This window comes from Spiroplasma endosymbiont of Lariophagus distinguendus (assembly GCF_023846195.1).
Taxonomy (GTDB): domain Bacteria; phylum Bacillota_I; class Bacilli_A; order Mycoplasmatales; family VBWQ01; genus Spiroplasma_E.
In genome coordinates this window covers 1-12447 of the sequence record NZ_JALMUW010000030.1, presented here as the reverse complement: position 1 = coordinate 12447, position 12447 = coordinate 1, and the positions used below count along the sequence as shown (strand labels likewise).

The window sequence follows — 12447 nt, the reverse complement described above, 5'->3', positions numbered from 1 at the left end:
AAACAGGTTCTAAGGATACTGAAGGAGATAGTCCAATTCATGATTGTGTACTAAGATCTAATGTTGAATTATTAAAATTAGTATTAAACGCAGGTGGTGAAGTAAATATGCAAAATAATTTAGGATATACTCCCTTGCATCAAGCAGTTCTTTATTCTAGGTTTGAAGTAATAGAAGAACTGTTACAAATACCTAATATTGACTTAACAATAAAAGATAAAAGCGGATTAACTGCATACGATTTAATTGTGAAAAAAAGTAATAGAAAAGATAAAATTAAAATAATAAATTTAATAGAAAATTGTCTGTTAAGTAAAAATATTAAATTTGAACGTTTTGTTGAAGTTATTATTGATAATAATATATCTGATAATAATATATCTGATACTAATGGTTATTATGATGAGGTTGATACTGTTTCCTTATTAAGTAATGATGATGATGATACAAGTGATGTAGACAGTATAATTTGAGAGTCTAATAATAATTTTTCAGATAGTTTAGTTACTGATACTGTTTCTTATACAACAAGATTTTAGTGTTTAAAAATAAACTTTTTTAATAAATCTTAAATATTTTATAAAAATTTAAAAGTGTTATCTAGCAAGTATATTATATATTTAATAAAGTTTATATATAATATATATGAAAAACTAAATATAGTTTTCAATCCATTATTTTTTTAAAAAAAATAATCGATTTTTTTATTTTGAAAGGAAGATTTTGATGCCAGTTACTGAACAAGAAAAACGTAAAAAAGAAAGTTCAGAAATAAAAAAAGTAATTAAAGCCTTTGAAAAAGAAATCGAAGAAAATGATAAGCAAATTAAAAATGAAAAAAAAGAAATAAAAAAATGAGAAAAACTAAAGTTAAATATTAATGATGAAAAAAAAGATTTAAGTAAAGAAATTAAAAAACTTAAGATAGCCTTAAATGAAATTAAAAATAAATTAAAGGAAAAAAAAGAAAAAAATATTAAATATGAAGAAAAAGAGGTAAAGTTTAAAGAAAAAGATTTAATAAAATTAGAAAATTTAAGAAAAGAAATTGAAAATAAAATTGAAGTAGAAGAAAAGCAACAACAACAAATACAAGAAAATATAACAAAATTAAAAGAAAATGAACAAGAAATAATAAATCAATTAGAAAAATTCAAAAAAAATGAGAAAGAAATGGAAGAAGAAATAGGTAAATTAAAAGAAACGATAGTTGATGATGATAGTAATGTGAATATTTTGATTAAAGAAAAAGAAAATGAAATATTAGAAGTAAGATTAAAAATTGCTAATTTATCTGATAGTTTAAAAAGAAAAGAGAAAGAAATAACATTATTAGAATTTGAAGAATTTAAACATAAACAAATTATTTTAGAAAATAAAGAACAATTAATAAAAGCAAATCATAAATTATATTCAAATAAAAAAACAGAAAATGAAGTTAAAATAGCAGAATTGGAGATCAAAAAAAACAAGAAAATTTGTGAAATATATGAATTACAGCATAAACTAAATATAGTGGTTATAGATGATGCAAATATTAATTCAAAAATTTTAAGTTTACTTTTGACAATATGTAGGCTTGAAAAATCTTCTATAGAAATTACCAAAGAAATTACAACAAAAAAAGATGTCTTAAAACAAATAAAAAATAATTCATTAGAAGAATCAATAGTAATTTCACCAGAAGAAAACGCTACTTCTGTTCAGCAAAATACAAAACCATGGTTTAAACGTATATATAAACCATTTACTAAACTTTATAGAGGTAGTAAACAAAAAATTACATTAGGATATTATCAAAGAAAAGAAAAATCTTTAGAAGCGGAAATTAGGAAATTAGAAGCCGAAAAATTAAAAGATTTTTGAAATAAATTTTGATTACTTATGAGCTGTGGTTGTTATAATAATCATGGCAAAACAACAAGAAAAATAGAAGAAAAAAAACGAGAATTAAAAGATATTAAAAAAGAACTAGAAAAATTATCAAAAAATAATGTTTCAAATAATGATCCGCAACCTTCAACTTCATCAGCAGTACCTAGTTCATCTAAAAGTTGAAGTGACAAATTATTGAAATCAACAGAAGAAGTAACAAAAAATGATTCTTTATTAAAAGAAAATTCTAAAAATCTGGATGTTTCTTTACATTAATTTCATAGAATAGAAATTTATATAACTTTAATTTATAAACTAAATTTTATTAGAAAATGAACAATAATTTTACTTCAATTTTGAACAGATATTGTTCATTTTTTTCTTTTTTTATAATTTTTATAATTTATAAATTGATATATATAAAATTACTGTTATAATTTTACTAGCATAATATTTAAAATGGAGTTAGAAGTAATATGAGTAAATCTAAAATTTCATTAAGTTTAAAAAATGTTGAATTTCGTTATAAACCAGAATACAATAACGCTGTTGATAATGTTAGTTTTGATATTAATCATGGTGAATATATTACTATAATTGGTCATAATGGTAGTGGTAAGTCAACACTTTCAAAAATTATTATTGGTGTTTTACACAAACAAAAAGGTACAATTCAATTATTTGGTGAAACAATTACTAATAAAAACATTAAACAATTACGTCGTCACTTAGGTATTGTTTTTCAAAATCCTGATAACCAATTTATAGGTTCAACTGTTCGTGATGATATTGCTTTTGGCTTGGAAAATCATTTAGTTGAACCCAGTGATATGCCAGCAATTATTGACAGAGTTTCTAGGGCAGTGGGTATGGAAAAATATTTAGATCATGAACCACTATGATTATCTGGTGGTCAAAAACAACGTGTAGCTATTGCTTCAGTTTTAGCTTTAGAACCTGATATTATTATTTTTGATGAGGCAACTAGTATGCTTGATCCAAAAGGTAAACGAGAAGTTAAAGAAATTATGTTAAAATTACAAGAACAACGCAATAAAACTATTATTTCTATTACTCATGATATGGATGAAATTATTAATGCCGATAAAATTATTGTTATGAATAAAGGTAAATTAGTTCGTTATGGAACTCCATCTGAAATATTAAAAGAATGAGAGTTTTTACAAAGTATTCATTTAGATATTCCTTTTGTTTTAAAAGTATCGTTAGGTTTAAAAAATAAGGGAATTAATATTAATGAAACATTAAGTGAAGAGGAGCTGATTTCTAGCTTATGTCAATTAAATTCAAAGAAGTAAGTTATACTTATTCTCCAAAAACCCCTTATCAATATCAAGCATTAAAAGATATTACTATTGAAATTGTTGAACAAAAAATAGTTGCTATTATTGGTGAAACTGGTAGTGGTAAATCAACTATGATTCAACATATTAATGGTTTATTAGTTCCAATGGCAGGTTCAGTTGCTATTAATGATTTTATTATTAAGGCTAATCAAAAAAAAATTCGTGATATTAAAAAAATACGTAAACAAATTGGCTTAGTTTTTCAATTTCCCGAATATCAGTTATTTGAAGAAACTATTGAACGAGATATTATGTTTGGACCAGTTAATTTTGGTGAGAAAAAAGATAAAGCACGAGAGTTAGCAAAAAAATATATTAATTTGGTTGGATTAGACGAAACATACTTATCAAGAAGTCCATTTGATTTGTCTGGTGGTCAAAAACGAAGAGTTGCTATTGCTGGTATTTTGGCATTACAAGGTCATACTTTAATTTTAGATGAACCAACAGCAGGACTTGATCCCGATGGTGAAAAAGAATTAATTAATTTATTTTATGATTTAAATCATAAAGAAAATAAAACTATTATTTTAGTAACTCATAATATGAATCATGTACTAATGGTTGCTGATGAAGTTATTGTATTACATAATACACAGATTTATAAAAAAGCAGATCCAATTACTATTTTTAGAGATAAAAAATTAATTACCGAAACCGGAATTGAGCCACCAAAAATTTATAGTTTTTTATATAAATTAGAAGCAGCAGGATTTGATACATCAAAAATTACTGCTAGAAGTGATTCAGAATTAATTGACCAGTTGTCAAAAATATTATCCAAAAAAAAATAGCAATAAAAAGTAAGGAGTAATAAATAATGAAAGTTAGTTTTGGTCGTTATTTACCTTTAAATTCAATCATTCATCGTGTAGATCCAAGAATTAAATTACTAGTTTTAATTTGTTTAATTGCTTCACTTTTTTTTCATACTGGTTTTGAAGGTTACGCTCTTATTGGTTTTACTGTCATAACAATTTTCTTTTGTGCAAAATTACCTTTTATGATGTTATTAAAATTAATGCGCCCCATTTTATTTATGGCATTTATTTTATTTATAATTAACTGTTTTTTAATTGATGGCCCTAATGTAGGAATGATTTGACGTTGGCATGGTATTAAAGTATCGTATAAAGCTATATTTGTTAGTATTTATATTGCTCTTAGAATTTATTTAATGATTTTAATTACAACAATTTTAACAACCACAACTCAACCATTAGATTTAACATTAGCATTAGAAGATTTAATGTTACCACTAAAATTAATTAAATTTCCAGTACATATTATTTCAATGATTATTTCTATTGCTCTTCGTTCAATTCCTACATTATTAGATGAAGCGGGCAGAATTTTAAAAGCACAAGCATCACGTGGTGTAGATTTAAAAAATGGTCATTTTAAAGAAAAAGTTAAATCGTTAGTATCATTAATTATTCCCTTATTAGTTTCTTCATTTCAAAAAGCAGAAGATTTAGCATACGCTATGGATTCAAGGGGTTATGATCCACAAGGTAAAAGAACACGTTTTCGTCAATACCATATTGATTTTAAAGATATATTTTTCTTTATTATTGGTGTAGGATTGTTAGCATTTCTTATATCTTATACTTATCATCCAGAAATATTTTGAAGAATTCCATTTATTGATGATTATTATTCACAATAATAAACGTATATGAATTAGGTTTACTAATTTTAAATATTTATTAATATTTAGTTAAAATAAAAATTTTGCAACAAGTGTCATAATATTTATCATTTTTTTTCTTATACTCCCTATTATTTTTTTTAATTAAAAATTCTTAATTTAAATTTAAAACATATTAATAATTAAAATTAATTAAGGAGTAAGTCCGGTTGCTAAATTATAATCATAAATATCACTATCTAAGTTACTTGTAACTACAATACTGTTATTTCATTCAACATTTTGTTTTGCTATTTTTTCACTAACTAACAATTGTTCAATAGCTTTATCTAATAAATTTAATTGATCTAATTCTAAATTATTTAATGCATTTTTTATAACTTGTTCATCATACATATCATTACTATTAAAATTACTTAAATCAAAAATTTGTTTTGAACTAGAAACATGATCATATTGCAATTCTCTTTCTTTTTCTTTAATAAGTTGATGTCTTTTTTGGTCATATTTTTTCTTTCTTACTTTTATTTCGGATCTTTGATAATATTTTTTCTTTTTTGCTTTTACTTCGGGTTTTTGATCATATTTTTTCTTTCTTTGTTTATTTTTTTGGTATCACATTTGATCATATTTTTTCTTTCTTTGTTTATTTTTTTGGTATCACATTTGATCATATTTTTTCTTTTTTGCTTTTACTTCAGGTCTTTGTCTATATTCTTTCTTTTTTTCTTTTACTTCAGGTCTTTGTTCATATTCTTGTCATTTTCTTTTTTTAGATTGTTTATTAAATATTTCTTCATTGGTTTGAAATGAAGAAGTAGTATTAGTAACTATACTTAAACTATTATTCATATCTTTTTCCCCTAAATATAATTAAAGTTAATTTTATTTAAACTTTTATTATATATTTTTTGCTATTTATTAAAAATAATATTTTTTGATACATAAAAATGTATATTATAACTTTTTCAAAGTTTTAAAAATAAGATTAATAAGATATATAAATTAAAATTGTATAAATTATACCAATTTTAAATGTTTTTTCAATCTTTAAAACTATTATTTTGTTTTGTTTTTGGTGCTCTTAATTAAAATTAATTGAGAAAGGAATGAGTATATTGCTAAATTTTTAATCATAAGTATTAGTATCTAAATTACTTGTAAGTTAGTATTGTTAATAAAATTTGATTAATAAATTGATTTAATAAGATATTATCTATTACATTTTTATGCTTTTTATTAAGGGCATAATAAAACTTTATTTTAAGAGTATTTAAATTAATAATTAACCATAATTATTAATTTTAAATTGTGTTCTAATTGTTAATAGTAACATTGTTTTTTATTATTGTTATTGTTATATACGAAAATTAGATGATTATTTTTGTAGTTTTATGAAAAAAATATTAAAAAATCATAAATTTATTGTATAATATTTAACGGTTTTACTTATAGAAACTAATATGGCGACTGTGGCGTAGCGGTCTAGCGCATCAGTTTGTGGAACTGACATTCGCGGGTTCGAATCCCGTCAGTCGCCCCATTTAATAAAATTATGTTTTTTTACTACTCCTTTTTGGAGTTTTTTCTTTTTTAAATAAATATTATTATAAATTTATTTTTCGCTTTTTATTTAGTAAATAAATAATGGTATAATTATTATGTTTTATGATTTGCAGAAAGTTGAGGTTTAAATGTATATGTACCTTAAAGAAGGGCAAATACTTTCAATTCATGCATATAAGCATAATGGCGATTTATATCGTAGTTGAAATAATTCAATTGTTTTAGAAGATACTGAAAAATATTTAGTTTTAGTAAATGAGAATGTAACAATTACTGAAATTAATGGTCGTAAATGAACAACCGTTGATCCAGCAATTTGGTTATTTTTTAAAAATGATTGATACAATATTATTTGTATGATTCGTAATGATGGTGTTCATTATTATTGTAATATTGCCAGTCCTTTTATTTTAGATTCGCAAACAGTTAAATACATTGATTATGATTTAGATGTTAAAGTATTTCCTAATCGTTCTTATAAACTGTTAGACTTGAAAGAATTTAAAACTAATCGTCGAATATGAAAGTATCCAATACCTTTACAAAATATATTATGACAAAATATAAATAAATTAAAAAAAGGAATTAAGAAAAATGAAATTAATTTATTTAATGATGATGTAATTTTAAATTATTGAAAAAATTATCAAGACCAAAGTTTACAAAAATAGTAAGAACATATGTTCTTACTATTTTTGATATTAAAACTTTTTATAACTAAATTAAATTTTTTTATAAAATAGGTAATGTTTTTGCATAATTATGTTCTCTCATAATACTGTTTATATTAATTTTTTTACTTTTATCTTCAATACTATTATTTATATTTTGAATATCTATATCATTAAATTGTATTTTCTTTTTGTAATTATGATAATTAATAGCATATGTTTTTAATTTTTTTATTTCTTTAAACATTAAGTTTTTTATTTCTTGTTCAATTTCTTTATTCATTTTTTACTCCTTTTAAAAATAAAAACCTATTTACTTTGAGAAACAAAGTAAATAGGTTAAAAACTATATTTAGTTTGTAGTTATTTTTAACATCTTTTTGAAAATTTACAATTAATAAACATATATATCAAATATATTAACTTTGTAAATTATTTTCATATATTTTCATATTTTTTGAAATAATGTTTTAGTAAATTTAATCAATTATCTAAATTAGAACCATATTTTTTTTCTAAATCTCATAAAAAATTACCATATACATCATTACCGCCAACTAGTACATAAGTTTCTTTTCAACCAATTTTTCCTTCTTCTAGTTTAATTTCTTTTACAAAACCAAGATTTTTTAGATCACTATCAATTAAACTATTTTTTTCATTTTCTTTTCAATAATGTTCTATTATTTCTCCATTTTCATTTTTTGTAAATCAAAATTCATCTCCCACTTTACCAATTAAGTTATTAAAATTTTTATTATTTATTAATTCATTTTTTAATGATATTTTATCAATTAATTTTGAATTAGTTAAATTAGAATGAAAATCATTAATGTTATCACCCAATCTCATTACAATATGTGATGGTACATTTTTTATTGGTATTAAATCATTTTCTCAATTTTTTATTTGCATACTATTTTTATCTTTTGATGATAATTTAAAATTGTTATTATTAATATAATTAAAACGATTTTCTTTTGATATTAAATCTTTATAATTATTTGAATTATATTTAGTTACTCCTTGCATTCATCAAACATAACTATCAAGAAATGCCTTTGGATAATAATTATTTTCTAGTAGTTTTTTAGTTGGTATTGCTTCATCTCCATACTTGATATTTTCGCCTTGAAAACTATTTGAATCAAATAAAACAATACCACCACTTTTTCATACATGTTTAACAAATTCTAAAACTCCATTATAAAGTTATTCTTCAAAATTGACTTGATGATCAACTCATTTTTTAAATTCATAATCCATATCTTTCATTTTTGGATTAAAAAATTTATAAATTGAAAAACCAATATTATTTATGAATGTTTCATCCAAATCAGTAATAACAATAGGTACATATTTATTAGCTTCAATTTTTGATTCATTATAATGCACAGTGTAATTTTTATCTTCTTCATCATTTTTGGCATTAGGTTTATTTGCGGTTGCGTAAATAACATCTAATGATAAATGTTTTTATTTGCTTCTATAACATCATCATACTGTTTTATTGCTGCACGAAAAGTATTTAATAAGGATATTTTTCTTTCTGCTGATTCTTGTCAAATTATTGATTGTAACACTTTTAAATCATAAATATTATTATTTTTATAACATCCAATAGCGCTTAAACTTGTACTTGTAATAATTATTAAACCACTTATTATTTTTAATATTTTTTTCATGTTTTTTCTCCTTTTAAAAATAAAAACCTATTTACTTTGAGAAACAAAGTAAATAGGTTAAAAACTATATTTAGTTTGTAGTTTTTTTAACATTTTTTTTGAAATTTTACAATCAATAAAGATAATATATTTATTTTTAAAGTTTAAAAGACAAGATATAGTTATTATTAACTATTTAAATTACGTATTATTGTTGATTTATATTGGCTAAATGTTAAGATAAATGTAAAATTAGATACTTAATTATTAATTACATTTAGTTTTTAATAATTTAAAAAATGATTGATAAATAAAATTATTGTTTATAGATTTTAAATTTTTTTTGCATAAGATGTTAAAAATAAAGTATGAATAGTTTACTAGAAATTGGAATGGGGCACTTGGCACTTGGCACTTAGGCACTTAGCCCTTTTTACTAGACCATTAATTTAAAAAACCTGAATGTATTCGAAAAACAATTGTGTTATATAATTAACACTAATTTTGACATGAAAGGATTTTTATTAATGGATAAAATTAAACAAATAGAATTATTTATTAGAAAATTAAATATTAATCAAAAAATTAAAATTATTGATCATTGCAAGAATCAATATTCGATTAGACATCTTTCTCAATATCTTCAATTAAACAGATCAACATATTACTTTTTAAAAAACAAACAAAAACCTATTAAAAAAGAAATAAATCACCTTGATCATTGTAACCATAAATATCAAAAATTATGCAAATTTTTAATTGAATTTCATTCTACAAGAAAAGGTAGAATTTATGGATATTTACGAATTTTTTCAGCATTTAAAGAATGATTAAAACAAGAAAAAAACATTCACTTAAATATAGAATTATCAACAAAACAAATGCGAAAAATTATGAAAGATCACAACATCCAAGGTTTAAAACAAACTAAAAATAATAATAGTAAAAATAAAAAGACTGCACATAAATGAATACCTACAATGGATAAAGTCAACAAAAATTATAAAATCACAACTTCTTCTAATCAAATTTGATCAATGGATACTAAACAAATCAATACTAAAGAAGGCTGATTATACCTTTTGGTAATTATTGATTTTTATTCAAATAATGTTGTTAGTTATAATACTGCTTCTAATAAATCATATAAAGATTTAATAAAACCTGCTCTTGAAAAAATAACACAACAATTTTCTTTAAAACAAATCAAAAGCGTTATTTTACATTCAGATAATGCTGCTGAATTTTATTGCCAAGACATATCCAACTGAACTATTGACAAACAAATAATCTTAAGCAAAAAGCAACCTTATGATATTGGCGGTAATGTTCTATCAGAAAACTGATTCTCAGAACCTGTTTAGGATCTTTTTAATAAAATTGAAATAAAGGAAAGAACAACCATTTGTAAGCTAGTATTTAATTTTCTTTCACAATTTTTTCATAATCTTCTGTATTTTTCTAATCATGCAAAACTTCGTTCTACAACTCATCTTTTTGGCAATAATACAAAAGAATGTAATTCATTACGTTTGATAACTTCAACATTTGCATTTATGATTGTTTTGATTTTAAAAGCAAATTTTTCACCAGTATAACCAGCATCTACTAGTATTTTTTGAACTTTAGATAAATTTTCTTTTTCATTTTCAATCATTATTATAGCACTGTTACGATCTGTTTTTTCTGCTGTGGTTATGTAAATTGCATGTGGTAAGCCTTGAGAATCAACAGCAATATGACGCTTTATTCCTGAAATTTTTTTACCAGCATCATAACCTTTATTTTTAGCAGTATCTGTGTTCTTAACACTTTGTGAATCAATTATACAAAAACTAGTTTGTTCTTTTCTACCATTATTGATACGAACTTTTCTAACTAATTTTTTTTAAAATTAATTGCAATATACTAGGTTCTTTACCATTATTTTTACTTCAAATTTGAAAATAATAATATACAGTTTGTCATTTTGGAAAATTTTTTGGTAGCATTCTTCATTGACAACCACTTTTTAATACATATAAAATTGCACAAAATACTTCATATAAATCTAAATTTCTTGGTTTTGTTTTCTTTTTGCTATTTTCTAAAATTGATCTTATGTTCTCAAATTGTTCTTTAGTAACATGACTTGGATAATTTTTATGCATATATACCCCTTATCTTAAAATATATAGTCATTTTACGTTATTTTATAAAAGATTCCAAACAGGTTCTCACATTTATCTCAAGAATGATTACCCAAAGGTTCAAACCAATATTTAACAATCAATGAAGCTATAAATGATGTAAATCAATATGTTATGTTTTATAATTATGAAAGAATACATTCTAAATTTCTAAAACCACCAATTTTACAAATTAAAATTTAGAAAAAAAGTATGAAAGTGGTCCAGTAATTAGGGCCAACCACCGGGCCAACCATCCAAATATTGCGAAATAATAATTATAAAGAGGTAAAAGGATGTTAAAATTTTCAAAAACATTATCTAACATTGGTATTTATCTACTTTTGACAACATTAATGCCAGTAATGGTTATTTCTATAATTATGATTTCTTTAAAAGGATTAATGGAAAGTTCTTATGAATTATTATGGAAGTTTGGAGAATGATTACAAGAAGTTTTTGATTCTGGATTAAGTACTATTCAATGATTAGGATGAATTATATTGATAGCTTGTCTAACAACTTATGGTATTCTTATATTTATTTTAGTTATGATAAATTCAAGAAAAGCATTTGAACAAAGAATTGGTTATATTCTTGGTTTAGTAATTGGAGTTGGTTCAATTGTTGTTACATTATTACCATTAATTATTGTTAGTATTGCCAGTCTTGGCAATGGAGTAATAACTTTAGTATTAGGATTATCATTTGTTTTTATTGGATTAAATGGTGGTTTAGTTGCTTGTGGATCATTATTTGGTTTAATTAGTGCAAAAAATATTATAAATTTATGAGATGCAAAGAAAAAGTAGATTATATCTACTATTTGTTATTTATGTATTTACTTCATGGTAATTGTAAATTTGTTAATGTATAATGCATTAATTGTCGATGTATGCTAATAATTAAAACGTTAAATATTGTTACAATAAGTAAAATTCATCAATGATCGTTTAAAGTATTAAAATAATCAAGTTTGCTTTTAAAAACGGCAGTTTCAACTAACATAAATAATGCATTTAAAATGAAAAAAATTAATCAACCAAAACTAAATAGAATAATTAGATAACGATAAAATTTAGTTTGAAAAGTACTACCTTTGACTTTAATTTGATAAACTGTTTCATAAGTATAATGATTAATAGAAAAAGCAAACAAAATTAATAGAATTAAACTATTTATGCCAACTATTAATAAAATATTAATTATTTTTTCACTAGTAGTATTTATTAAAATTGAACCTATTATTATAAATATAATTTGAACAATTAATCACAAAATGCTAACATAAAAAAAACTTTTTTTTGTTCAGTATTTAATTAATTCATTTTCCATTTTGTATCACCATATTAATTTTAGTATATTTTATGCAAATATAGAATAAAATTTATCTTTTTATAATTTTTCATAACATAATAAGTTTGGGAATAACTAAAATTAGAGAGGGAAATAAAATGGCAATTGAAGTAGAAATTAGGCGTATAC

15 protein-coding genes and 1 tRNA gene are annotated in these 12447 nt (G+C 22.4%); 9 read left to right on the top strand and 7 right to left on the bottom strand.

What is annotated here, in order from left to right; genetic code table 4:
* From M0D11_RS03630 to M0D11_RS03610, 5 genes are all read left to right on the top strand, one after another.
* Positions 1 to 539, top strand: a 539-nt coding sequence (locus M0D11_RS03630; RefSeq protein WP_252320172.1) for an ankyrin repeat domain-containing protein, incomplete at its 5' end; no start/stop codon positions are given.
* 187 nt (positions 540 to 726) lie between these two features.
* Positions 727 to 2151 (top strand): hypothetical protein, encoded by a 1425-nt coding sequence (locus M0D11_RS03625; protein WP_252320170.1) that lies wholly within the window; start codon positions 727 to 729, stop codon positions 2149 to 2151.
* Between the two features lie 200 nt (positions 2152 to 2351).
* Entirely contained in the window at positions 2352 to 3194 is an 843-nt protein-coding gene (locus M0D11_RS03620; protein WP_252320168.1) for an energy-coupling factor transporter ATPase, read from the top strand.
* Positions 3170 to 4036 carry an energy-coupling factor transporter ATPase gene (locus tag M0D11_RS03615; RefSeq protein WP_252320166.1) on the top strand — a complete coding sequence of 289 codons (867 nt, stop codon included), beginning with the start codon at positions 3170 to 3172 and terminating at the stop codon, positions 4034 to 4036. The genes M0D11_RS03620 and M0D11_RS03615 overlap by 25 nt, the downstream gene beginning before the upstream one ends.
* Before the next feature lie 26 nt (positions 4037 to 4062).
* Complete coding sequence (locus M0D11_RS03610) at positions 4063 to 4911, top strand: energy-coupling factor transporter transmembrane component T family protein (protein WP_252320164.1); 849 nt, start codon at positions 4063 to 4065, stop codon at positions 4909 to 4911.
* 174 nt (positions 4912 to 5085) lie between these two features.
* Here M0D11_RS03610 and M0D11_RS03605 read toward each other — a convergent pair whose 3' ends face one another.
* Positions 5086 to 5745, bottom strand: a complete 660-nt coding sequence (locus M0D11_RS03605) for a hypothetical protein (RefSeq protein WP_252320162.1) — start codon at positions 5743 to 5745, stop codon at positions 5086 to 5088.
* A 614-nt stretch (positions 5746 to 6359) separates the two neighbouring features.
* Here M0D11_RS03605 and M0D11_RS03600 point away from each other — a divergent pair.
* Both M0D11_RS03600 and M0D11_RS07230 read left to right on the top strand, forming a co-directional pair.
* A tRNA-His gene (locus M0D11_RS03600) sits at positions 6360 to 6436 on the top strand.
* Between the two features lie 157 nt (positions 6437 to 6593).
* Positions 6594 to 7130, top strand: a complete 537-nt coding sequence (locus tag M0D11_RS07230) for a DUF402 domain-containing protein (RefSeq protein WP_174481399.1) — start codon at positions 6594 to 6596, stop codon at positions 7128 to 7130.
* Positions 7131 to 7191: 61 nt separating this feature from the next.
* Here M0D11_RS07230 and M0D11_RS03590 read toward each other — a convergent pair whose 3' ends face one another.
* The 4 genes from M0D11_RS03590 to M0D11_RS03575 all read right to left on the bottom strand — a co-directional run bounded on the left by M0D11_RS03590 (position 7192) and on the right by M0D11_RS03575 (position 8815).
* Complete coding sequence (locus M0D11_RS03590; RefSeq protein ID WP_252320160.1) at positions 7192 to 7413, bottom strand: hypothetical protein; 222 nt, start codon at positions 7411 to 7413, stop codon at positions 7192 to 7194.
* Between the two features lie 149 nt (positions 7414 to 7562).
* Complete coding sequence (locus M0D11_RS03585; RefSeq protein ID WP_252320158.1) at positions 7563 to 8162, bottom strand: hypothetical protein; 600 nt, start codon at positions 8160 to 8162, stop codon at positions 7563 to 7565.
* 180 nt (positions 8163 to 8342) lie between these two features.
* A complete protein-coding gene (locus M0D11_RS03580; RefSeq protein ID WP_252320156.1) occupies positions 8343 to 8525 on the bottom strand; it encodes an HAD family hydrolase in 183 nt (60 codons plus the stop codon).
* 65 nt (positions 8526 to 8590) lie between these two features.
* Positions 8591 to 8815 carry a hypothetical protein gene (locus M0D11_RS03575; protein WP_252320154.1) on the bottom strand — a complete coding sequence of 75 codons (225 nt, stop codon included), beginning with the start codon at positions 8813 to 8815 and terminating at the stop codon, positions 8591 to 8593.
* A gap of 488 nt (positions 8816 to 9303) precedes the next feature.
* Between M0D11_RS03575 and M0D11_RS03570 the strand changes: the two genes are divergently transcribed.
* On the top strand, positions 9304 to 10158 hold the full coding sequence (locus M0D11_RS03570; protein ID WP_252320152.1) for a DDE-type integrase/transposase/recombinase: 855 nt from the start codon (positions 9304 to 9306) through the stop codon (positions 10156 to 10158).
* Here M0D11_RS03570 and M0D11_RS03565 read toward each other — a convergent pair.
* A protein-coding gene (locus tag M0D11_RS03565) for an IS5 family transposase (protein WP_368862536.1) occupies positions 10155 to 10944 on the bottom strand; the annotation gives its coding sequence in 2 pieces (ribosomal slippage) (positions 10155 to 10677 and positions 10676 to 10944; 792 coding nt in all). The two genes, M0D11_RS03570 and M0D11_RS03565, sit on opposite strands and share 4 nt — an antisense overlap.
* 314 nt (positions 10945 to 11258) lie before the next feature.
* On the opposite strand from M0D11_RS03565, the gene M0D11_RS03560 reads away from it, so the two are divergent.
* A complete protein-coding gene (locus M0D11_RS03560) occupies positions 11259 to 11774 on the top strand; it encodes a hypothetical protein (RefSeq protein ID WP_252320148.1) in 516 nt (171 codons plus the stop codon).
* Between the two features lie 10 nt (positions 11775 to 11784).
* Here M0D11_RS03560 and M0D11_RS03555 read toward each other — a convergent pair whose 3' ends face one another.
* Positions 11785 to 12297: a hypothetical protein gene (locus M0D11_RS03555; protein WP_252320146.1), complete on the bottom strand. Its 513-nt coding sequence runs from the start codon at positions 12295 to 12297 to the stop codon at positions 11785 to 11787.
* Positions 12298 to 12447 lie beyond the last annotated feature (150 nt).